The organism is Tateyamaria sp., assembly GCF_039945315.1.
GTDB lineage: Bacteria > Pseudomonadota > Alphaproteobacteria > Rhodobacterales > Rhodobacteraceae > Tateyamaria.
Genome location: NZ_JBDUXB010000037.1, coordinates 18407 through 41316 on the forward strand (window position 1 = coordinate 18407; position 22910 = coordinate 41316).

General features: G+C 58.1%; 21 protein-coding genes and 1 tRNA gene. 4 read left to right on the forward strand and 18 right to left on the reverse strand.

The features are described from left to right. The first annotated feature begins 92 nt into the window (after positions 1 to 92). Complete coding sequence (locus ABJD00_RS11335; RefSeq protein WP_413834015.1) at positions 93 to 557, forward strand: Hsp20 family protein; 465 nt, start codon at positions 93 to 95, stop codon at positions 555 to 557. Between the two features lie 146 nt (positions 558 to 703). Here the strand turns inward: ABJD00_RS11335 and ABJD00_RS11340 are convergent, their stop codons facing one another. The 7 genes from ABJD00_RS11340 to ABJD00_RS11370 all read right to left on the reverse strand — a co-directional run bounded on the left by ABJD00_RS11340 (position 704) and on the right by ABJD00_RS11370 (position 7040). Then, positions 704 to 1672: a threonine dehydratase gene (locus ABJD00_RS11340; RefSeq protein ID WP_413834018.1), complete on the reverse strand. Its 969-nt coding sequence runs from the start codon at positions 1670 to 1672 to the stop codon at positions 704 to 706. Positions 1673 to 1727: 55 nt separating this feature from the next. Further along, entirely contained in the window at positions 1728 to 3719 is a 1992-nt protein-coding gene (locus ABJD00_RS11345; protein WP_413834021.1) for a hydantoinase/oxoprolinase N-terminal domain-containing protein, read from the reverse strand. 10 nt (positions 3720 to 3729) lie between these two features. Then, positions 3730 to 4755 (reverse strand): tRNA epoxyqueuosine(34) reductase QueG, encoded by a 1026-nt coding sequence (gene queG / locus ABJD00_RS11350; protein WP_413834023.1) that lies wholly within the window; start codon positions 4753 to 4755, stop codon positions 3730 to 3732. Between the two features lie 60 nt (positions 4756 to 4815). Next, the gene (locus tag ABJD00_RS11355; protein WP_413834025.1) at positions 4816 to 5481 is read right to left on the reverse strand and encodes a glutathione S-transferase family protein; all 666 of its coding nucleotides are present in this window, start codon (positions 5479 to 5481) and stop codon (positions 4816 to 4818) included. A 55-nt stretch (positions 5482 to 5536) separates the two neighbouring features. Beyond that, entirely contained in the window at positions 5537 to 6262 is a 726-nt protein-coding gene (gene mtgA / locus ABJD00_RS11360) for a monofunctional biosynthetic peptidoglycan transglycosylase (RefSeq protein WP_413834100.1), read from the reverse strand. A gap of 128 nt (positions 6263 to 6390) precedes the next feature. After that, entirely contained in the window at positions 6391 to 6627 is a 237-nt protein-coding gene (locus ABJD00_RS11365; protein ID WP_413834028.1) for a hypothetical protein, read from the reverse strand. Between the two features lie 35 nt (positions 6628 to 6662). Beyond that, on the reverse strand, positions 6663 to 7040 hold the full coding sequence (locus tag ABJD00_RS11370; RefSeq protein WP_413834031.1) for an SGNH/GDSL hydrolase family protein: 378 nt from the start codon (positions 7038 to 7040) through the stop codon (positions 6663 to 6665). 167 nt (positions 7041 to 7207) lie between these two features. Between ABJD00_RS11370 and ABJD00_RS11375 the strand changes: the two genes are divergently transcribed. Next, positions 7208 to 7444, forward strand: coding sequence for a hypothetical protein (locus ABJD00_RS11375; RefSeq protein ID WP_413834033.1), 237 nt, complete (start codon positions 7208 to 7210; stop codon positions 7442 to 7444). Here ABJD00_RS11375 and gltB read toward each other — a convergent pair whose 3' ends face one another. From gltB to ABJD00_RS11395, 4 genes are all read right to left on the reverse strand, one after another. Continuing rightward, the gene (gltB, locus tag ABJD00_RS11380) at positions 7445 to 11974 is read right to left on the reverse strand and encodes a glutamate synthase large subunit (RefSeq protein ID WP_413834036.1); all 4530 of its coding nucleotides are present in this window, start codon (positions 11972 to 11974) and stop codon (positions 7445 to 7447) included. After that, the gene (locus ABJD00_RS11385) at positions 11971 to 12672 is read right to left on the reverse strand and encodes a hypothetical protein (RefSeq protein ID WP_413834038.1); all 702 of its coding nucleotides are present in this window, start codon (positions 12670 to 12672) and stop codon (positions 11971 to 11973) included. Before ABJD00_RS11385 ends, gltB begins: the two co-directional genes overlap by 4 nt. Further along, positions 12669 to 13109 carry a GFA family protein gene (locus tag ABJD00_RS11390; protein WP_413834041.1) on the reverse strand — a complete coding sequence of 147 codons (441 nt, stop codon included), beginning with the start codon at positions 13107 to 13109 and terminating at the stop codon, positions 12669 to 12671. Before ABJD00_RS11390 ends, ABJD00_RS11385 begins: the two co-directional genes overlap by 4 nt. Positions 13110 to 13230: 121 nt before the next feature. Continuing rightward, on the reverse strand, positions 13231 to 14664 hold the full coding sequence (locus tag ABJD00_RS11395; protein ID WP_413834044.1) for an NAD(P)-dependent oxidoreductase: 1434 nt from the start codon (positions 14662 to 14664) through the stop codon (positions 13231 to 13233). A gap of 217 nt (positions 14665 to 14881) precedes the next feature. On the opposite strand from ABJD00_RS11395, the gene ABJD00_RS11400 reads away from it, so the two are divergent. Continuing rightward, positions 14882 to 15685 carry an undecaprenyl-diphosphate phosphatase gene (locus ABJD00_RS11400; RefSeq protein WP_413834046.1) on the forward strand — a complete coding sequence of 268 codons (804 nt, stop codon included), beginning with the start codon at positions 14882 to 14884 and terminating at the stop codon, positions 15683 to 15685. On the opposite strand, the gene ABJD00_RS11405 is transcribed toward ABJD00_RS11400, so the two are convergent. Beyond that, on the reverse strand, positions 15682 to 16662 hold the full coding sequence (locus ABJD00_RS11405) for a complex I NDUFA9 subunit family protein (RefSeq protein WP_413834049.1): 981 nt from the start codon (positions 16660 to 16662) through the stop codon (positions 15682 to 15684). The genes ABJD00_RS11400 and ABJD00_RS11405 overlap by 4 nt on opposite strands. A gap of 185 nt (positions 16663 to 16847) precedes the next feature. Between ABJD00_RS11405 and ABJD00_RS11410 the strand changes: the two genes are divergently transcribed. Continuing rightward, positions 16848 to 16934, forward strand: a tRNA-Leu gene (locus ABJD00_RS11410). Between the two features lie 487 nt (positions 16935 to 17421). Here ABJD00_RS11410 and ABJD00_RS11415 read toward each other — a convergent pair. The 6 genes from ABJD00_RS11415 to gph form a co-directional block, all read right to left on the reverse strand. Then, positions 17422 to 18222 (reverse strand): HAD-IIA family hydrolase, encoded by an 801-nt coding sequence (locus tag ABJD00_RS11415; RefSeq protein WP_413834052.1) that lies wholly within the window; start codon positions 18220 to 18222, stop codon positions 17422 to 17424. Between the two features lie 89 nt (positions 18223 to 18311). Beyond that, on the reverse strand, positions 18312 to 19127 hold the full coding sequence (gene phnE / locus ABJD00_RS11420) for a phosphonate ABC transporter, permease protein PhnE (RefSeq protein WP_413834055.1): 816 nt from the start codon (positions 19125 to 19127) through the stop codon (positions 18312 to 18314). Beyond that, the gene (gene phnE / locus ABJD00_RS11425) at positions 19127 to 19936 is read right to left on the reverse strand and encodes a phosphonate ABC transporter, permease protein PhnE (protein ID WP_108839275.1); all 810 of its coding nucleotides are present in this window, start codon (positions 19934 to 19936) and stop codon (positions 19127 to 19129) included. The genes phnE (ABJD00_RS11420) and phnE (ABJD00_RS11425) overlap by 1 nt, the downstream gene beginning before the upstream one ends. Beyond that, positions 19933 to 20721, reverse strand: a complete 789-nt coding sequence (phnC, locus tag ABJD00_RS11430; protein WP_413834058.1) for a phosphonate ABC transporter ATP-binding protein — start codon at positions 20719 to 20721, stop codon at positions 19933 to 19935. The genes phnE (ABJD00_RS11425) and phnC overlap by 4 nt, the downstream gene beginning before the upstream one ends. A gap of 66 nt (positions 20722 to 20787) precedes the next feature. Further along, the gene (gene phnD, locus ABJD00_RS11435; RefSeq protein ID WP_413834060.1) at positions 20788 to 21762 is read right to left on the reverse strand and encodes a phosphate/phosphite/phosphonate ABC transporter substrate-binding protein; all 975 of its coding nucleotides are present in this window, start codon (positions 21760 to 21762) and stop codon (positions 20788 to 20790) included. 71 nt (positions 21763 to 21833) lie between these two features. Then, complete coding sequence (gph, locus tag ABJD00_RS11440) at positions 21834 to 22490, reverse strand: phosphoglycolate phosphatase (protein ID WP_413834063.1); 657 nt, start codon at positions 22488 to 22490, stop codon at positions 21834 to 21836. Positions 22491 to 22910: the final 420 nt, after the last annotated feature.

The window sequence follows — 22910 nt, forward strand, 5'->3', positions numbered from 1 at the left end:
CATCGGATGCCCATTCGGGGTCCGACCATAGCAACCCTGCGGGTCTGTCCGGATCGGAAGGCTCGCCTGTCATCGCTCAAGTGAGGATTACAATGCGTACATATGACTTTGCACCGCTTTACCGCGCCACCGTTGGTTTTGACCAAATCGCTGACCTGATGGACCGCGCTCTGGCGTCTGATAGCAACGCCAACACCTACCCCCCCTACAACATCGAAAAGACCGACGATGATGCATATCGCATTTCGATCGCTGTCGCCGGATTCTCGGACGCGGACCTGCATGTTGAGGTGAAAGAAAAGAAACTGGTGGTTTCGGCGAAAAAGGCGGACGGCGAGAAGAAAACCTACCTGCATCGCGGCATCGCCACCCGCGCCTTCGAGCGCCGGTTTGATCTGGCCGACCATGTGGTCGTGACGGGTGCGTCCCATGTGGACGGAATGCTCCATATCGATCTGGTCAAGGAAGTGCCCGAAGCGCTGAAACCACGCCAGATCCAGATTGCCAGCCAAAAGGCGATTGAGACCGACGTGGTCGACGCCAAGGCCGTCAACTAAGTGATACAATGGAGGCCCGGTGCTCATGCATCGGGCCACACCTTAATTCCGGGGCTTTGCGCCATCGCTTTTGCGATTTCCCGGAGTTTATTTTGCGAAGTGATGGGCCAGGTCCCGATCCGCTGAACTCCATTTCACCCCAAAACTCAAACTTGTGGAGTTTGCCCCGCCAACACAGTGCGGAACCATGCTGTGTCAATGTTGCCACCACACAGGATCACGCCGATTTTGCGGCCTGCCATTGCATCACGTTCTTGCATGAGGCCCGCGAGCGGTGCCGCCCCGGCCCCTTCGGCTACGTTGTGTGTGGCGGTGAAATAGAGACGGATCGCCTCCGCAACTTCGTCGTCGCTGACAGAGATGATACGATCCGCCCCTTTCGAATAGATGTCGAACGCCTCTTGCACTGGGACACGCACAGCCATTCCATCCGCAAAGGTGTTCGCAGAATTGGTCTCAATCAGGCGCCCCGCATCGAACGACAGCTTCGCCGTCTGCGCCCGGTCCGATACGACCCCCACAACCTTGGTCGAAAGGCCCAGCGCATCACGAGCCAGAATAGTGCCGCAAATTCCTGACCCACAGCCGATGGGAACATAAACCGTGTCGAGGTCGGGCTGCGCCGTAAACATCTCAAACGCATAGGTGGCCACGCCGCGCACGAGTTCGGGGTGGTAGGGTGGGACGATGAACAAGCCTTCTTCGTCGGCCACACGATAGGCCTCTTGCCGCGAACTGTCGAAATCGTCGCCAAACTCGACCAACTCAGCCCCAAAGGCCCGCATGGCCGCGTTCTTTTCCACAGAATTCCCGTGCGGCGCATAGACTTTAGCCCGCAGTCCAGCAGTGGTCGCCGCCCATGCCTGCCCCTGCCCGTGATTGCCCCGCGTCGCCGTGCAGATGCCCGGGACCTCAGGGTGCGTGCGCACCAGCCAATCCATGAAGGTGATGGCGCCACGTACTTTGAACGCACCTGTGGGAGTGTGGTTTTCGTGTTTGACCCATACCTCAGCCCCCGCCGCCGCACTAAGGAGCGGCCAGTGGTGTTGCGCTGTGGGTGGCATCCGGGCGTGGACAAGGTCAGCGGCGGCGGTGAGGTCAGCAAGATCAAGCATAGGCCGGACTATCAGCCCAAACCTTGTCTATTGGCAACCCGACAGAGAGGGCCGCCTAGCCCACTGCCACCCGTGGCCGCCCAGCAGCCTCGACTGTCAGGGTCGCTTCGACAAACACTTCGCGCGCTTCGGCCTGCGCAGTGCGGATATCCCGATGGACGCGCACGTCAATCTCTTCGGCCCCCGCCGCCTTGGCGGCAGCCATCGCGCGATCCCGCAATGTCTCTTCCAACCGCGCCAAGGCTGGGTCAGCACCCGCAAAATCCTCTGGCCCGGTGTCCAGATGCACCCGGAACCGACCCTCGCTGGGCGAAGTCACTGTCCCGCTGTGGCGCATCGTGACACGTCCCACCACGGCGCCGATCGCATTGGCCACACCCGCATCACCGGGCAGGATCATCTCGGTCCCAACAAGGTCACCGACGGCAGGGTAATATGTGCCCGCCGACGCCCCCAAACCAATGACCGGCACACCAAGCCCGGCGTCTACACGTATCGCCCCTCGGTGCCCCTTCATCCCCTTCTGGATCAGAACATGCGTAGCGAAGGCCTCATCCAAACCATCCTCTGCCAAGGCAGCCTGCAACAGTGCCACACCGGTCTGATGGGTCAGTTGATCCACAACCATCTGTGCCATCTGTTCAGACGTTTCAGCCAGCTTTTCGCCTGCGCCGGTACGCCGGCGGCCAAAAAGCTGACAGACCATGGCTGCGGCCTGCGTATCCCACGCCTCAAGCCCTCCCAGAACGTGGCTCGCATCCGATGGGGTTAAAGCCGACACCTGGACCAGCCCGCGTGCCACAAGGCGTTTGAGGGCCCCTTGCTCCATTCGCGTGCGCAGGACGGCACCGAGCGGATGTACGTCCTCTCCGATGCGCGCCAGCAGGTCGGCCTCGCGCGCGCTCAATCCGCCCGCATGCATGCCCTGCACTGCCCGCACAAAACGACCATCGTGATCACCCGGCGTAGTATTGCGCATTTGCGCCTCAAGCGTTGGCAAAACCACATCCGGAGCCTCAACAGCCAGCAAGGACACAGGCACCACACGGCGCGGGCCAAGTGTCACGCCGCCACGCAGACCTTCGCCCACGAAATGTACCTCGCTGTCGCCGCCAAGGCCGGTGGTGCGCATGGCGATCGCTTCGACCATCGTGCGGTGCTGGCCAACGCGCGCGCCGTCCGGATCAATGGCCGGGCGCCCTGCCTTCAGCATGGCCACATCCGTGGTTGTGCCGCCAATATCGCTAACCAGCCCGGTGTCAGCCCCCGTCAACCAGCGCGCGCCCACAATCGACGCGGCAGGCCCGCTCAGAATAGTCTCAATCGGGCGCATCCGGGCCTGTGCGGCAGACATCAACGCCCCGTCCCCCCGGACAACCATCATTGGTGCATCAATTCCGATGGTACGCAATTCCGCCTCTGCCCGCCCGATAAGTGCGTCAATCATCCCAATCAACCGCGCGTTCAACACCGCAGTCAAAGCCCGTTTGGGGCCGCCCAACTTGGCAGACAACTGGTGGCTGGCCGACACAGGCGCGCCAGTGATGTCGCGGACAAGCTCAGCGACACGGACTTCATGCGCAGGGTTGCGCGTAGCAAATTGCGCAGCCACAGCAAAGCCGCTCACGTCCTCTTTATGTGTCTCTAAAAAAGCTAATAGGGCCTGCTCGTCCAATGTGGCTGCTTCTGAACCATCGTGATTGTGCCCGCCCTCCAGTACGCAAACCGGATCGCCCGCAAGGCCATCAGCAAGGCCCTGCGCCTCAAGATCCTTGGCTCGAAACCCGACATAGATCAGGGCAACGCGCCCACCCTGGCCCTCGACCAGCGCATTGGTGGCCAAGGTGGTGGACAACGATGCCAGCCCGACTTCTGACGGGTCAATCTGCGCTTGCGCCAGAACCGCGCGCACTGCGGCGCCTACACCGATAGCCAGATCATGGCGGGTGGTCAGTGCCTTGGCGCGCGCCAGCACGACCTCTTCATCGCGCAGCAAAACCGCATCTGTATACGTTCCGCCAGTATCAACGCCCAACAAGATGGCCATGAGCTAACCCTTACTCCGAACGAAGCTGTGTGACGGCCCACCGAGCCGCATCCGCAATAGCGCCATCTGGATCATCGCAAAGGCCCTGTGCAATCGAAATCAATCGCGGATCGCCTGAATTTCCGATCGCATACAGCACATTGCGCACAAACCGATCCCTTCCGATCCGCTTGATCGGTGAACCGGAAAAGCGTGTGCGAAACCCGGAGTCATCCAAGACCGCCAATTCGGCCAACGTTGGCGCGCCGACCGCCCCGAGATAGCGCATATCGCTGGCAGCGACGGCAAACTTGTTCCACGGACACACCGCCAAACAGTCATCACAGCCATAAATGCGATTGCCCATCAAAGTGCGGAGATCTTCATCTATGGGACCCTTATGCTCGATCGTCAGATACGAAATGCATCGCCGTGCATCGAGTCGGTAGGGGGCCGGAAATGCATTCGTTGGGCACACGTCGAGACATGCCCGGCATGACCCGCAATGATCCACCTCCTGAGCGTCCGGCTCCAACTCAAGCGTCGTGAAAACAGAGCCTAAAAATGCCCAATTGCCCCAATCACGGCTCACCAAGTTGGTGTGCTTGCCCTGCCATCCAAGGCCAGCGGCCTGCCCCAACGCCTTCTCCGGCACGGGAGCGGTATCCACAAATACCTTGATTTGACCACCGGCCTCGTCAATCAGCCAACGGCCCAACCGTTTCAGCCTCTTCTTGACGATATCGTGGTAGTCGCGGCCCTGCGCATAGACGGAGACTGTACCCAGATCAGGACGTTGCAGCACCGACAAGGGGTCATGTTCGGGGGCATAGCTCTCAGCCAGCATAAGGATGGAACGCGCCTCGGGCCACAAAGCGGCCGGGTCAGCGCGCCAATGCATCCGTTCCGCCATCCACCCCATCTGCCCTTGGTGACCCGCATCCACAAAGGCGGCCAATCGCTCAGCTACATCAGGCACAGCATTAGGGCGACAGACACGGGCCGCAACAAACCCCTCTTCAAGGGCGCGCGCGACAAGAACCTCTTTCAGTCCCATGTCTTTTTCTGACTAAAAATACCACGAGTTCTGGGGTGGAACCCCAGTGCGAACCAAGAATCAGAAATCCAGATCATTGTAGTGCTTGGGCGGCGGAAAGCCTGACACCTGATCGGCCAGAATCGAACGAAAGGCCGGGCGCGACTTGATCTTGGCATACCAATCCTTGACCACCTCACTGCGGTTCCAATCCACGTCCGAGATGTAGTCGAGAGCCGACAAGTGGGCAGCAGCAGCAAAGTCGGCCAGTGTCATCACGTCACCAGCCAGCCAGCGCCGGTGGTCCAGCAGCCACGTCATGTAGTCCAGATGATACTTGATCGCCTTGGCCCCGTCTTTGACGTTGCGACTGTCGGGAAAGCCCTCGCCGGTCATCTTCTTGTTGACCCGCTCGTAGAGGAGTTTCGAGGTTACTTCATTGTGGAACTTGTCATCGAACCACCCCACAATACGGCGGACCTCGAGGCGCTCTTCGGCACCTTTCGGCATCAGGGGCGGCTCTGGTCGGGTTTCCTCGATATACTCGCAGATTGCGGCACTCTCGGTCATGGTGGCCCCATCAAGGCGCAGGATAGGTACTTTGGCCGCCGGGTTGCGGCGCAGGAAATCCGGGTCAGCTTCCCAATACCGCTCTTCGACCAGTTCCACTTCAATCTTCTTTTCAGCGAGGCTCAGACGGACCTTGCGGCAAAACGGAGATAGAGGGACGTGAAATAGTCGGGCCATGATTTTTCCGGGCGTAGTACTGGTCAGGCATCCATGCACTTAAGGCGCAACATTTTCAACTCTGGAAACATGCCGCGCGCCCATCCGTGCGGATCGTGGCCGCCCCATCAAGGATTTGCCCCGCCCGTTTTCGTACAAAAGATGACGGTTTGCTGGCGGATCGGCCTTTGGGGTCGGGAAGAATGGCAGCCAGCCGGGCCGCCTGGGTATTGGACAGGGATGCAGCATCCACGCCAAAATAATGCTGCGCAGCCGCTTCAACCCCGAACACGCCCTCATCAAACTCGGCAACGTTCAGATAAACTTCCAGAATGCGCCGTTTTGACCACAAGGCCTCGACCAGTGGGGTCATGCCCGCCTCCAGCACTTTACGGATCCACGACCGACCGTGCCAAAGGTAGACGTTTTTGACCACCTGCTGGCTGATGGTCGAGGCACCACGACTGCCGCCCGCATCAATCGCCTCACGAATAGCGGTGACATCCAAACCCCAATGCAGGCAGAAATTGGCGTCCTCCGCAGCCACAGCGGCGCGCGGCATAATCGGTGCAATCTGATCCATATCGACCCACTCGCGTTCAACTCCACCAAGGCGTCGTGATTCTTGCAGCATGTAGAAGGTCGTCGGCGGGTTCAGCAGCCCCCAAAGCACGGTGAGAGCCACGGCCAGCAGGAAGACGACTGACACCACCCAAAGCGTCCAGCGCAACAGCCAGCGTTTAATCCCAAAGGACCGCTTCTTTGTCTTCTTCGATGTCTTGGCACTGCTCTTTTTCGCCATGGCGGACATATAGAACAGTCTCGATGCAAGACGGTAGAGCAGGATTTCACACGGCGGCCACCTGTGGCTTATCGACCAGCCACGGGGCACAATGCGGTATCAGTCTCTAAAAAAGCGATTGCGCGCGATCACCGCGCAACAGATTGCGCCAGGAACGCCCCGATCCGCCGCGCTCCCTGCGGAGAGGGGTGAATGCCATCAAAAGCAAAATTGCTACGATCCTCCCGGTTCACCGCCGCTTCACTGTCTACAAAGGTCAGCCCCGGCGTCTGCGCCGCCAGACGTGCGAGCCGTGCATCATACTCCAGCAGGTAAGGGCGACAGCCGGCGAACTGGCCCGAGCGCGCACTGGCATAGTACCCCATCCAGACCACCTCGACCCCATTGGCCAGGGTTTCTGCTAGTAGGTCGCAACTTCTCCGCTCAGATCGGGGGCGATCAACCCATCCAAAACTTCATCACAGGCACGACAACTGCAATCCGCAAGAAAATCATTCGCCCCGCCATTGATCAGTAAAAGGTCCCACGGACCCGGGCGGAACTGCGCCCGTACATCAAAGCCTGCAGCGCGGCCGAGGCCCGAGGCATTGGAAAATCGCGCGCCCGCTACCGCGTCATTTTCCACCTGCGCACCCAGCACCGCACCCATCGCAGACGGGATGTCGCGACCTGTCCACTTGTGCCAGGCCAAAATACTGTCTCCGATGGCCAGCACACGGAGCGGCTCCGCGCCCAAGGGTGCGGCCAGGCACAATAGCATCGCAAGAACATATCGCATGGCCAATCAGATATGCCGTCCCGCGAACGTTGCCAGAGATTAACGCCCTGCTCACCAGAACTTGAGAAAACTCTAATCAATTACAAAGCGTTAATTGCTCACGCCAAATCGCTGATTCTGGTAAACTGTTGGTATCGAAACCATACAAACCTTGTCGGAGATTGGAGATGATTGAACCAACCACAAACAGCATCCCAGGCGCAGTGCCGCCTCAATACCGCGTGTTGAGTGCAGCGGATGCCGCGATGGTTTGGGTGCTGAAATGGTCCGGTGACGCGGATCACGTGATCGCAAACAAGCTTGGCACCATGCCCAGCCGTGTTACCAGCATCCTGACCGAACAGACCCACGTGGGCAGCAAGGACAAGGCGACCAAGATGATCGCCTCGCCTGAAAAGGTCTGATCACTCGGCCGGGATCGCCCCTTTGTCGAGAGACAGCGGGGCTGGCAGATGCACTAGCATCTCCTTCGGGCACACCTGAAGGAAGTGATGCTGTTCGTTGTCCCAGTGCTGCAGAATGTCCGCCGCCTTGGCACTGCCAGTTTCGCGCAAATGCCGTTCCAGCAACTCTTCGAGCTGGGTCATCCAGTGCAGAACCGTCACGGGGCACGCCACCAGCGTTTCCATGTTCATCCGGTCCATGGCGATGCCGTCGGGATCATAGAGATACGCCATCCCGCCGGTCATGCCAGCGCCAAAGTTCGCGCCGATTTCGCCAAGGATCACTGCGACTCCGCCGGTCATGTACTCACACCCGTTGGATCCACAGCCCTCAATCACCACATGCGCACCCGAGTTGCGCACCGCAAACCGCTCACCCGCGCGCCCGGCAGCAAACAGGAACCCGTCTGTGGCCCCATAAAGCACCGTGTTGCCGATGATGGTATTGTCGGCTGCCACGATAGGTGAGGCCATGGGCGGACGCACAACAACAGTGCCGCCCGACAGACCCTTACCCACGTAGTCGTTGGCATCCCCGGACACTTCCAGTTTCAGCCCCGGCGCCGCAAAAGCACCCAAAGACTGCCCGGCGCTGCCGGTCAGCTTCACCGTCAGGTGATCCGGTTGCAGCGTATTGCGCATCCCGAACTGTTTCACGATGTGGCTGGACGTGCGCGTGCCCACAGTCCGGTGTGTGTTCTGCACCGCGTAAGACAATTGCATCTTTTCACCGTCTTCGAGGAAGCGCGCGGCATCCCGTACGATCTGAGCGTCGAGCGTGTCGGGCACCGCATTGCGATCCTTGTCACGGTTGTAAACGATGTCTGACGCCCCATCTACGGTGATGAGCAGAGGATTCAAATCCAGATCATCCAGATGGGCCGACCCACGCGATACCTGCGCCAGCAGGTCGGCACGGCCAATAACGTCATCCATGCTGCGCGCACCGATCTCGGCCAGCAATTCGCGCACCTCCTGAGCGTAGAAAGTGATCAGGTTGACCACCTTGTCCGCGTTGCCAGTGAACTTGTCGCGCAAGGCTTCGTCCTGAGTACACACGCCCACGGGGCAGGTGTTGGACTGGCACTGACGCACCATGATGCAGCCCATCGCAATTAGGGCTGCTGTACCAATGCCGTACTCTTCAGCCCCCAACATCGCAGCCATGACGATGTCCCGGCCCGTCCGCAAACCACCGTCCGTCCGCAATGTCACCCGTTCACGCAGGTTGTTCATCGCCAGCACCTGATGCGCCTCGGTGAGGCCCATTTCCCAAGGCAGACCCGCATATTTGATCGATGTCGCAGGCGACGCACCCGTCCCACCGTTGTGGCCCGAGATCAGGATCACGTCCGCCTTGGCCTTCGCCACACCGGCGGCAATCGTGCCGACGCCGCTGGACGCGACCAGCTTGACCGTCACCTTACAACGCGGGTTGATTTGTTTGAGGTCATAGATCAGCTGCGCCAGATCCTCGATCGAATAGATATCGTGGTGCGGCGGGGGTGAGATCAGAGTCACACCCTTGGTCGAGTGACGCAGGCGAGCAATCAGGTCAGTGACCTTCATCCCCGGCAATTGACCACCCTCACCGGGCTTGGCGCCCTGCGCGACCTTGATCTCCAGCTCTTCGCACTGGTTCAGATACTCGGCAGTGACACCAAAGCGGCCAGAAGCCACCTGTTTGATCTTGGCCGACGGGTTGTCGCCGTTGGGTTCAGGGTGGAAGTGAGCCGGGTCTTCACCGCCCTCGCCACTGTCCGACTTCGCCCCAATGCGGTTCATAGCGACGTTCAGTGTTTTGTGCGCCTCCGGGCTCAATGCGCCCAAGGACATACCCGGTGTGACGAACCGCTTGCGGATCGAAGTGATGCTTTCCACCTCTTCCAACGGAATGGATGCACCCAGCGGTTTGATGTCCAAAAGGTCGCGCAGATGGATCGGCGGCGCCGACTTCATCTTTGCCGAGTACTGCTTCCACATCGCATATGAGGCTTTGTTACATGCCATCTGCAGCATGTGCATGGATGTCGCTTCCCACGCGTGAGTCTCGCCCGAGTTGCGGGCCTTGTAGAACCCACCGATGGGCAGGACGTTGGTGCCGCCCCAACCCAAACTATGGATTTCTTCTGCCTTGGACTGGATGCCGGTGATGCCGATACCGCTGATGCGGCTGGTCATGCCGGGGAAGTATTCAGCACACATCGCTCGGGACAAGCCAACAGCTTCAAAGTTCAGACCGCCGCGATAAGACGACACGACGCTAATACCCATCTTGGACATGATCTTAAGCAGGCCCTGATCAATAGCGTTGCGATACCGCGCAACCGCCTCGGTCAAGGTTCCATCGATCAAGCCGCGATCAATGCGGTCCGCCAGCGAGTCTTCGGCCAGATAGGCGTTCACCACCGTCGCGCCACACCCGATCAGAACCGCAAAGTAATGCGGATCGATGCACTCGGCCGAGCGCACATTAAGCGAACAGAAAGTGCGCAAACCCTTGCGGGTCAGGTGGCTGTGTACGGCAGACGTCGCAAGGATCATCGGCATGGCGATTTTCTCGCCATCCGAATGCTGGTCGGTCAGCACAATGTGCCCCGCACCCGAGCGCACGGCATCCTCAACCTCGCGGCGGATCTTGCCCAGCTCGTTGTTCAGGGCACCGGGACCGGGGGTAAAGGTACAGTCGATCTCCACCAGTTCAGCATTGAACTGACGCGCCACCTCATCCCACTGCGCATTGCCAACAAAGGGGCTGTCGAGCGTGATGATCTCGGTCTGCGCACTGCTTTCATCCAGCACGTTCTTGAGGTTGCCGAACCGGGTCTTGAGGCTCATCACTCGGAATTCGCGAAGCGAGTCGATGGGCGGGTTCGTGACCTGAGAAAAGTTCTGGCGGAAGAAATGCGACAGCGGGCGATACTTCTTGGACAGAACAGCAGAGGGCGTGTCATCGCCCATCGAGGCGAGCGCCTCTTTGGCGTCCTCGGCCATGGGCGCAAGGATCTGCTCCAACTCTTCAATGGAGTATCCGGCTGCAATCTGACGGCGACGCAACTCATCCCCGGTAAACAGAGCATTTTCTGTAACCCCCGCGATGGCGGGTTCCAGTTCTTTGATCTTGCCGACCCACTCGCCAAATGGCTGGCTGGCCGCCAGTCTATCCTTGATTTCGGTGTCGTGGTACATCTTGCCTTCGGCCATATCGACGGCCAGCAATTGCCCGGGGCCCAGCGCGCCCTTTTCGACGATATTGCTTTCTTCCAGCGGGACCATGCCGGTTTCAGAGCCAGCAATCACCATCCCATCGCGCGTCACAACATAGCGCATCGGGCGCAAGCCGTTCCGGTCGAGCCCGGCACAGACCCAGCGGCCATCAGTCATCGCCAAAGCGGCCGGACCATCCCAGGGCTCCATCACAGAGTTGCAGTAGGAATACATATCGCGCCATGCTTCGGGCAGTTCGACGGCCTGCTTGGACCAGCTCTCGGGCACCAGCATCGTTTTTGCCATCGGTGCATTGCGCCCAGCGCGCACCAGCACCTCGAACACTGCGTCTAGCGCAGCAGAGTCACTCGATCCGGACGCCACAATTGGTTTGATGTCTTCGGCCATGTCGCCAAAGGCACCGCTTGCCATGCGAATCTCGTGGCTCTTCATCCAGTTGATGTTGCCTTTGAGCGTGTTGATCTCGCCATTATGGGCCAGCATGCGGAAGGGTTGCGCCAGCCACCACTGCGGGAATGTATTTGTGGAATAACGCTGGTGATAGATTGCAAAGGCGGACTCGAACCGCTCATCCATCAGGTCGGGGTAAAACTCCGCCACCTGTTCGGCCAGCATCATACCTTTGTAGATGATCGACCGGCAGGACATCGAGGCGATGTAAAGGGTCGGCACCTGTGCCGCCTGTGCCGCCTTTTCGATGCGACGACGGATCACATACAACTCGCGCTCAAACGTCTCTTCATCCACGTCCTTGGAGTTTGATATCAGGATCTGTTCAATCTCAGGCCGGGTCGCATTCGCCTTTTCGCCAAGGCACGAAATATCCACGGGCACGTGCCGCCAGCCATAGATGTAATAACCCATGCGCAGCACTTCGGTTTCGACGATGGTTCGGCAGGTTTCCTGCGCGCCAAAGTCGGTGCGGGGCAAAAACACTTGCCCTACAGCCATTAAACGATCGCGATCGGGCGTATGGCCGGTGCGCTCAATCTGATCATAGAAGAACGGCACAGGAATTTGCACGTGAATGCCGGCACCATCGCCAGTTTTGCCGTCGGCATCGACCGCGCCACGGTGCCAGATCGCCTTCAGCGCCTTGATGCCGTTTTCGACAACCGCCCGGCTCTTGGAACCATCCACCGACACAACAAGGCCAACGCCACAGGAACTGTGCTCTTCCTCTTGCGAATACAGACCCGTCTCGGCCATCAACGCGCGTTTGGCTTCCTCGCGGGCCACCCATTCGGCATCATATTTGGTCATTGGTCATATCCTTTCGCAGTCGGGACGTAGCGGGCCAAAGAGGCTTCGCAGTCATAAAGTGGGGTCTTTGAGAAGAAGCCGGGCTCGCCCGGGTAGATGAAATCGACAGGTGTCTTGTCAATCTCATAGGCACCGTTCGCGCCCTGGCCCTTGTAAGTTCCAGCGATGAAACGGCGATGACGGACAGAGACGTATTCGCTACCGGTCACTTCCAGCACGATTCCATCGGTGGTCTCGTGGCGAGCGTTGAACTCGGTGACAAGCAGAGGCTCACCATCAATCACCACTTCTTCGCCAGTCAGTCGGTCATAGCCGACCACACGAACGGGGCCGGACTCGCCACGTTGAACGAAGTCATAGGCATCGGTGCCAGTTTCCAGCAGTTCGGTCAGGCTCGCCGGATCATCCGCAGGCTGCACCAGAACCTCACGACTGATGGGGAAAAGATCATAGCTTTCCAGCCACTGGGTCTCGTAGTCGATCTTGGAAATAAAGAACGGCCCATCGACATCAAATTCTACGCGCCAGTTCTCACCAGGTTGATCGGCCTCACACGTATAGATGTTGGACAGGGAACAACTGCGCGATTGCACAGTCAGTTCCGCGGTGCACCCGTCGGGTGGATAAAACAGTGTAGGGTCCTGTGCCGCAACAGGCCCGGCCATCAAAGCGGCGCAAAGAGACAACGCATATCTCACTGCGGCCCCTCCAGATCAGGGTTCAACGCCAGAACATCCGCGCGGGTCAGTCGTTTATGACCTTCACCGGCATAGGCAAAGCTGTCAGGCTTATGGTCGATAAATATCTCGTGCGTTAGGGTGAACCCGTCAGGGTCGTCAAACAGACCAATGGGCAAATCAGTGCTGCCGAACCACTCGCCTTCCTTCGTCTGGCGGAAATAGAGATTGGTGCCGCACTGGCGGCACCACGCCCGCTCAGCCCAGTCGCTGCCAGCACGGGTCGCGATATGCTCTTGCCCATGCCAAGTCAGATCCTCAGTCTTGATGCTCACCTCAAGCAAAGCAGACCCTGTCCAGCGGCGGCACATCTCGCAATGACAGATGCCGAAAGTGTCAGGCACATTCGCGGCTTCAAAGCGCACAGCTCCGCAAAGGCATCCTCCTGACTTGTTCATCTCATTGCTCCGCGTTTGTCAGCCGAGCTGACCTATGTTTCTACCGTCTCAAAGGCTGTGCACGTTTCGGTGCACGTCCGGTGCACAGGTTGTGCACACTTAGTGCATCGTCTTTTCGGGTCTATTCCGCCGCAATCGCCGCTGTTCCAAAGTTGGCCAGGATCGCCTCCGCACAGTCACGCCCATCCCGAATGGCCCAGACCACAAGGGAGGCACCTCGCACGATGTCACCCACCGCATAAACGCCGTCCATCTGCGTCTTGCCGGTGGTAAAGGCCGCCTTGATCGTGCCCCAGCGGGTCACTTCCAACTCAGGTTGATCCCACATGGTTGGCAGCGCCTCAGGTTCAAAGCCCAGCGCCTTGATGACAAGATCCGCATCTTCGACATAATCCGCGCCCTCGATGACTTCGGGCGCCTGACGCCCTGTGGCATCGGGCGCGCCAAGACGCATCTTTTGCACCATCACGCCGGCGACCTTGTCGCCGTCCGTGGTGAACCCCTTAGGCGCACTCAACCATTCGAAGATAACGCCCTCTTCCTCGGCGTTTTGCACTTCGCGCTGGCTGCCGGGCATGTTGGCCCTATCACGACGATACAGACATTTAACAGATGTCGCACCTTGTCGGATCGACGTGCGTACACAGTCCATCGCCGTATCACCACCACCGATGACCACAACGCGCTTTCCTTCTGCATTCAGTCGGCCCGTATCGAATTCGGGAACCTCGTCGCCAAAGCTTTTGCGGTTGCTCGCGGTCAGAAAATCAATGGCCTTCTCAATGCCCGCAACTTCGCCGTTAGGCATTGTAAGGTCGCGGCTTTTGTACACACCGGTCGCAATAATCACGGCGTCATGTTCCGCCTTGATCGACGCAAAAATGTCAGCGTCAACCTCGCAGTTCAGTTCAAACTTCACGCCACCCTGCTCAAGCTGTTCGTTGCGGCGCATCACCACGTCTTTCTCCAGCTTGAAGCCGGGTATGCCATAGGTTAGCAACCCACCCGCACGATCGTAGCGGTCATAAATAATAACCTGAACGCCCGCACGGCGCAGCACATCGGCGGCGGCCAAGCCACCGGGGCCGGCGCCAATGATACCGACAGATTCGGCACGCTCAGTGACTGGTTTGATGGGCTGCACCCATCCTTTTTCCCAGGCCGTATCGGTGATGTATTTTTCGACCGATCCGATTGTGACGGTGCCGTGACCAGACTGTTCGATTACGCAATTTCCCTCGCACAGGCGGTCTTGCGGGCAGATGCGACCACAGATTTCCGGGAACGTGTTTGTCGCCTGGCTGACCTCGTAGGCCTCTTGCAGGCGTCCCTCAGCGGTCAGCCGCAGCCAATCGGGAATGTTGTTGTGCAGCGGGCAGTGGGACTGGCAATAGGGCACGCCACACTGCGAACACCGGCTGGATTGCTCAGCGGCCTTGGCAGTCGCGTACTCTGCATAAATCTCGTTGAAATCCTCACGGCGTATCTCTGCGTCACGCTTTTCAGGCATGTCGCGTTCGATCTTGGTGAATTTCAGCATCGGCTGTTCAGCCATAGTCGTCTCCTGCCAGTCTTGGGTAGTTCGGGCGCAATAGATGATCTGAAGTCGGAATAAAAGGCAGTACTGCTTACCTAATAGTAGAATCTTTGCGTGAATTAGGCAAGTTACCACACTTTATTTGCATGTTTTGGGTCCGAATCGGACTTTATTGGCCATTTGCGTTCAGAATCATGGGCTTGTAGACGTATGGTAGCACAAGGGCACATAGGCCATGACTCTTTTTCAACTTCTGATAGTGGCCATCGTGCAAGGGGTGACCGAATTCTTGCCGGTCTCATCCTCTGGCCACCTCATTTTGTTACCAGCGCTTACAGGCACACAAGACCAAGGACTCGCCATCGACGTGGCCGTTCATGTGGGCACCTTGCTGGCCGTCATCATCTACTTTTGGACTGATGTGCGGATCGCTGCAGGCGGCGTGAAGCGCCTTGTTCGCGGCCGCATAGACACTCCGGGTGCCTTCCTCGCGCTTTGTCTCATCATCGCGACAATCCCGGCACTGATCGTCGGCTTTGCGATCAAGGTCACGGGGTTTGATGAAGCCATGCGTTCGGTCGCAATAATCGGCTGGACCATGCTGATCTTCGGCCTTGTCCTCTTTTGGGCCGATCGCTTCGGGGCGACCACGCGCATGGCAAAAGAATGGACACTCAAGCATGCAGCCATCATGGGGATGGCCCAATGCCTTGCCCTGATCCCAGGCACTTCGCGATCGGGAATCACGATTACCGCCGCACGACAGTTGGGGTATGGGCGTGAGGGGGCAGCGAAGCTAGCTATGCTCATGTCTATCCCGGTCATCCTCGCCTCAGGCGCGGTTCTGAGTCTTGATATCGTCGGGCAAGCCAACTGGGCACTCGCTCGTGATGCTGGAATCGCTGCGGCCTTCGCCTTCGCTGCGGCCCTTGCAGCACTGGTGCTGATGATGCGTCTGCTGCGTAGCGTCAGCTTTACACCGTATGTGATCTACCGCGTGATATTCGGGATCGGACTACTGATCTGGGCCTATACTTAGGCGCGCAGGTTCTTGGCGCTTTCCTTGATCGCGTCATACTGACCCGACGGGCGGAACCGCCACAGGTAGTCAGGCAGGATCGACTCCATCGCAACAGGTTCAATTCCCAGATCTGCCAAACCCTTGGCTCCATTGGAAACAACGTTGTCGTTGCGCAGGTTGCACACCTGATCACGGGTAATCTGCGCGTGGATCAGACCAAGCGACAGGACCTGCACGGCCTCAAGTCCAAAGGCCATGATGTTTGCGACAAAGAACGGGATATTCACAACGGAACGACGACGACGAATGATGTCCAGCATCATGGTCATCAGTTCGCGGAACGACCGAACCTCCGCACCACCCAATTCGTAGACACCGGGATCAATATCGCGGGTGAAAGCAGCTTCAGCCGCTTTGGCCACATCATCCACATAGACAGGCTGAAACAGCGTGTCCGCCCCGACAACAGGCAGCACAGGGCCCATACGCGTCATACCGGCAAAACGGTTGAAGAATCCGTCCTCAGCTCCGAACACGATAGACGGGCGCAGGATCACAGCTTCTGGCATATGCTCCAGCACAGCCGCCTCACCCTCACCTTTGGTGCGGGCGTAGTCGCTGTCGCTGTTTGCATCCGCGCCGATGGCGGAAATCTGCACCATCTTGGCGACACCGGACGCCGCAGCAATGCGGGCAACCCGGCCTGCACCTTCGGCCTGCACGGAGTCGAACGTGTTCTTTCCATTGCGCGCCAGAATACCGACGCAGTTTACAACGGCATCGGCCCCTTGCATGACCTCGGCCACTGACGCGTCATCACGGATATTGCACAAGACCGGTTCGACCTGACCAACAACTCCATAAGGTTTGACAAACATTGCTTCGTTCGGGCGCCGCACGGCGACACGAACGCGCCATCCGGCCTTGGCCATCCGCCGCGCGATATACCGCCCGACAAAACCCGATCCGCCATAGATTGTGACCAGCTTGGACATAGCCCGCTCCTCGCGCTTGATGCATATGGTCTAGCGGTCCCATGTCAGCCAGACAAGACGCCAATTTGGCGCGGTGGTGTTCGTTTCACTGATTTTGAGACACTGACCTTTTAACCCTCTCAACGGGTCTAGAATCGGATTGACACCTTATGAGACTGCGCATACACGCCTGTCCACCAACCCGTGCCCAGATGGCGGAATTGGTAGACGCGCTGGCTTCAGGTGCCAGTGACCGCAAGGTCGTGGAGGTTCGAGTCCTCTTCTGGGCACCATTTTTTCAAAAAATTTTGTTTTATATTGGCGTTTTGGACGTTTTGATCTTTTTTATATCCCCCTTATTGTCCCCCTTGGTGCCGTTGGTGGATTTCTGTTTGGGACCTAGACCTACAAAATTCTAACGCACCAAAATGCCACAAAGCGGCCGTTCGCTGCAGTCTGCACCAATGACCGCCTTGCGGACTTTTCAGACCATCTTTCTATTTAGCACAACTGGTGCTTTCGGTCCGATGCAGCCATTAAACAGACACAGAGAAGTTGCGGCGCGGCTCGTCATTCCTACCGCTAATCACCAACTAAATGACGTTATGCTATAAAACGCAGCTAAAAATTTTACCTCTGCTCTCTCCTCAGGACAGCACTCTGCCTTCCTTGGCATCCAAACGCATCACAAGGATCAGGGGGTGCAACTATTTTCATGGCCAGATGTTGCCGCGAAATGTCAGCAAGGTTGGCGATCGACAAAAATAAACCAAAAAGCAGTCAGGGTCGCTCGAGGATGTAGTCCGGCTGGATTCCGGACGCTTTGGTCGGGCCAATGACATCGTGACCTGCGAAAAAACCGTATCCGGAGATCAGCGCTGTTCTGAGGCCTGCCGCCTGCCCACCAAGAATATCTGTATGAAGACTGTCACCGACCATGACGGTGCGGTCCGGGTCAAAGCTGCCCAATCTTGCAAATACCAGATCAAAAATGTTCTGGAAGGGTTTGCCAAAAAAGCGCGGTTCAACGCCTGTAGCATCGCCAAGTCGGTGCGCAAAGCTGCCGGGTTCAGTCGAAAACCCTTTTTCGCGGGGGGCCACGATATCTGGATTGCCGACGAGGACAGGGCGCGGGTTTCTTATGAGCGAGGCCGCAAGCAGTGCCTGTCGCTGCTCGGTCCAGACGGCGCTTCCCATCAGGATGTACCCCTCCGCCGCGTCATAGGCTGAGGGGTCTTCCGCCAGATAGGTGATGTCGAGATGTTCGAGGTCTTCGCGCCCCAAGCTTTCAGTCGCCATAAGGCCCCACCGGGTCGCGGACATGTCGCCAAGCCCGGCGAGTGCTGCCTTGCGGCTTGTTATCACGTCGTCCGGATCGAAATCATACCCAAGGCGCGCGTACTTTCGCATCAGATTGGAATGCGGAAACCCGGCGGCATTGGATACCACGATCACACGCTTGCCCGCCTTTTGCAGCCCTGCGACGCGCTCCGGCACGCTGGGAATGGCGGTCTCACCGATGCTCAGCACGCCAAAGGCATCGAGCAGAAACACGTCCATCTCATCTGCGATGGCATCCATGTTAGGACGCCTCACGCATGCAGCGGGGCGCGTGACGGCGGGAAGCCGATGGCGCACGCGCTCATAGGTCGCAAAGGCTTCTTCCATCTTCAAATGATTGCGCCCCGCACCTTGGCGGACACCCACTCCGAGATGACAACTGCGGCTAGGATCACCAGCAAGATGAGCGACACTTGCGGCCATGCCAACACGTTGAGCGAGGACGAAAGCTGCAACCCGATGCCGCCCGCGCCCACGAGGCCGAGGACGGTGCTTTCGCGGATGTTGATGTCCCAGCGGAACACGGCGATACCAGCGAATGCGGGCAGGATTTGCGGCACTATGCCATAGGCCATCACCTGCCAGCGCGACGCGCCCGTGGCGGTGATCGCCTCGACTTGGGTCTCGTCGATTTCTTCGATGGCCTCGTACAACAGCTTGGCGCAGAACCCGATCGAACGGATCGCAATGGCGATGACTCCGGCAAAGACCCCCGGGCCGATAATGGCGATCAGCAGCAACGCCCAGATGAGCGAGTTGATCGATCTGGTTGAGACGATGATCAGAAGGGCAATGGGGCGGATGAAAAATTTGGACGGTGTCGTATTGCTCGCGGCCAGAAAGGCGACTGGCACGGCGAGGATCAGTGCAAAAATTGTGCCCAGCGTCGCGATGTTGAGGGTGTCCCAGATCGGCTTGCCCAGTTGGGTGATGTATTCCCATCGGGGCGGTGTCGCGCGGGTCCAGATGTCATTCGCAATACGCGGCGCATCCCAGACGAAAAACCACGTTGTCGCCTCGGAAATCTGCTGCCAGCAATAGGCAAATATCGCCACGCCGATCAGCCACATGACCCAATGCCCAAGGCTCTCGCGGCTGGTGCGCCGTTGCCAAACCTGTTGTCCTTTCAGATCCTTGACCGGCATTATTGCACCCTCTCGCGGATGATGCCGGATATGTATTCAAGCGCCATCACGATCAGGATGATCATCAACAGGATCGCCGCTGCGGTGTCGTATTCGTAGCGGTCGAACGCTGTGTTCAGGGTCGCGCCGATGCCGCCTGCACCCACGAGGCCCAAAATGGCGCTTTCTCGAAAGTTGATGTCCACACGGTATATCGACAGACCAATAAGCCGCGGCATGACCTGTGGCTGCACACCGTAATTGATCCATTGCGTCCACTTGGCCCCAGAGGCCTTGATCGCCTCTGCCTGAACACGGTCCATGCTTTCGATATCTTCGGCAAGCAGTTTGGACAAAAAGCCGATGGTCGCAAAACTGAGTGTCAGGAACCCGGCGAGTGGGCCAAACCCAAAGATCGCCACGAGTAGAATGGCCACGATGATCTCTTGCAATGCACGGCTGACCGCGATGATCGCGCGGCAGATCAGGTAGATCGGTAAAGGGGCGATGTTGCGCGCCGCCCCCAGTGCAATCGGGATCGAAATGATGATGCCCACGACAGACGAGGCGACGGTCATAATAATGCTCTCGATCATGCCTTCCCAGATGTCGCTTGAGCGGGACGTGAAATCAGGGCTTGTGAAGGCGAGGACAAATTGCTTGCCGCGTTCCAACCCCTCGTAGACCCTTGCCCAGTTGACGTCGATGGTCATGTAGGCGGCGACCAGATAGGCCGCAAATCCAAGGATCAAAGCCCACCGCAACCATGCGCGCTGCACGAAGGGTGGCTTTTTCCACGGCTTGCCGATGCGTGTGTCCAGCGCGCTCATTCCGCGGCCTCGCTGTCGTCATCGACCTTCTCAATCGTCTCTTCCCAGTCTTCTTCGCCGTAGATGTTGGTCAGCACGTCCGGCGTCAGACCTTCGGGCAGGCCATCAAATTCAATAGCCCCAAAACGCAGGCCGATCACCCGTTGGACGAACATCTGCGCAAGTGCCACGTCGTGGATGTTGATAATCGCTGCCAAGCCACGCTCTTTGCACAGCTCACAGATCAACCGCATGATTTGACGGGACGTCTTGGGGTCAAGCGAGGCGGTTGGCTCGTCCACGAGCAACAACGCCGGGTCTTGGATAAGGGCGCGGCAGATGCCGACCCGCTGACGCTGTCCCCCTGACAATTCGTCCGCGCGCTTGTCTGCCATATGCGCAAGCCCAACGCGGTCCAACAAGCGAAACGCTCCGTCCACGTCCGATTGTGGAAACCTGCGCAGAAAGCTGCGCCAGAACCCGACATAACCCAAGCGACCGGACAGCACGTTTTCCATCACCGTCAGACGTTCAACCAGCGCATATTCCTGAAAGATCATGCCCATACGCCGCCGTTCGCGCCGCAACGCACCAGAAGACAGTCCAGTCAGCTCGACATCACCCAGATAAACGTTGCCTGACGTCGGCTCGACTAACCGGTTGATGCAGCGGATAAGCGTGGACTTACCGGCCCCAGATGGCCCAATCAGGGCCAGAACCTGACCCTCGGGCACGTCCAAATCGACCGCCTTCAAGGCCTGATCGCCTGTCTTATATGTCTTCACAAGCTTCTCAAGCCGCAGCATGAAAGCCTCCCCGCCCCAGTTTTTCTAATTGGAAAGGGCGGACCAAAAGGCCCGCCCGATCAGAGTTTATTCGCAAGCGTAGCTGACGCCGTTTGCAGCATCGATCTTGCGGATCACGTCCCAGAATTCCTGATAGGTCATCGGCAGGAACTGGCCTTCATTCGACTTTTCGAACTCGGCTTGCAGCGATGTGCCTTCCCATTCAAAGTTGAAGAACGCGTTGCGAATGCTTTCTTTCAACTCAGGCGTCAGGTTGTGCGCTGTGCCAAAGCCTGTTGTCGGGAAGGTTTGCGATTTGTAGATCGTCACAACCTGATCTTCGGTGATAACATCGCGGCTGAGCATCCGTGCCTTCACCGAGTTGGCGATAGACGCCGCCATATAGTCCTTGTTGGCCACACCGAGGATAGAGTTGTCGTGCTTGCCCGAATAGACCGGTTCAAAGTCCCGCTCGGGCAGCATGTCAAAATCGCCCTTCAGGATCGCGGATGGTGCTTTGAAGCCCGAATTCGACGTGGGCGAGGTGAAGGCGAGTTGCTTGCCCTTGATGTCCTCGACCTTTTCGATGCCCGATCCAGGATAGGTGATGATCTCCATTTCATATCCAAAATTACCGTCTTTCGAGGCCATGATGGTGAACGGGTTAAAGCCCGCACAGTTCACCGCCAGCGGGTTCGACCCGGTGTTGAAGCCCGCAATGTGCAGACGTCCCGAGCGCATCGCTTCGATTTGAGCTGCGTTGTTTTGCACGGGGAAGAACACGACCGATTTGCCGGTTTCCGCTTCGAGGTGGGTCAGAAAATCAGACCACGCTTCCTTGTAAACCGCCGGATCTTCGACCGGGGTATAGGCAAAGATCAGAGTATCCGGATCAACCAGATCAGCCGGATCAGTTGGCGTGTCCGCAATCAGATCGCCGTCAACGTCACAAAAGCGCGTGTCCAGATCGCCGCGCGGACAATCCTGCGCCGCCACCGGACCCGCCAGTGACAGGGCAACAGCCATAGCTGCGCCAGACAAAAGTGTATTCATTAGTTTCATGTAAGTGTCCTCCCAGATGCCAGAGGCTAACCGGAACAGACAAATTTACAAGCCGGATTCATGACCTTGTTTCAACTGACGGCAATGCCGTGCGCCGCCCAACTGGAAAACTGGTCACGGCTCGGCAGATCGGGCAAAGCCGCGTTTAGGTATCCTTCGGAAAACAGACGAAACGGGATGTCGGCGTTGCGGGCAGTATTGTAGTCGATGGCGCTGTCCCCGACATACAGGACCTGTGCCGGGCGGACGCCAAGCAGATCACAACATCTCAAGAGCGAGTCTGGGTCCGGCTTTTTGGGCTGGCCCGGCATAGCTCCCTCGATCACCTCGAAAAATCGGCTGAGGTCCAAGAGATCACAAATTTGCCGCGCAGGCCCCGCAGGCTTGTTTGTGCATATGCCTAGCGGGACACCCGCCGCACAAAAACCCTTGAGGGCTGCAACCACGCCCGGATAGGGCCGCGTCAGCGTCGTCATATCCGCCGCGTATGCTTCCAAAAACAGGGCGTGAGCAGTTTGCTGGCTCTCAACGTCACAGCCACCGGTCGCGGTGAGGCAGCGTTCAACTAGCACCTCAACACCATTCCCGATGAATGAGATGATTGTCGGCAGATCAAGCGTGTCTCTGCCAATACCCACAAGCATGACATTTGCAGCGGCATGCAGATCCGGCGCGCTATGAATCAGCGTGCCGTCCAAATCGAACACAATTGCTTTAGGGTCTTTCATTTCAAAGTCACGACCTAGTGGAATTTGTCTACACAATGGAGCACTTCCACGCTGCGGGCCATACTTCACCGGCTTTTCACGCCACAAATCTGAGCTGCCATAGCGTCGCAGCAAGTCAGTTTACTCTTTGACCTAAGCAACATCTCAGCGAATGGCAGCAATGGGTTTTCTTCGGTCATTGATCGGCGAAGCAGCAACGAGCATTCTAGGCTCAGAGCAGCCATTCGCCGCAGTCTGCACCAATGACCGCCTTGCGGACTCAGCCGCCGTTTACTGATGCAGCACAGATCAGGTTACAGGAGGGAAGATGTTAAGGGCGCAATGGGGCATGTTGTGAAGTCTGACGTGGAACGCGCTTATAGGCGTGGGGACTTCATGGACCATGCGCCGCGCCCTGATGGAAGCTTGGCAAGAGAAACT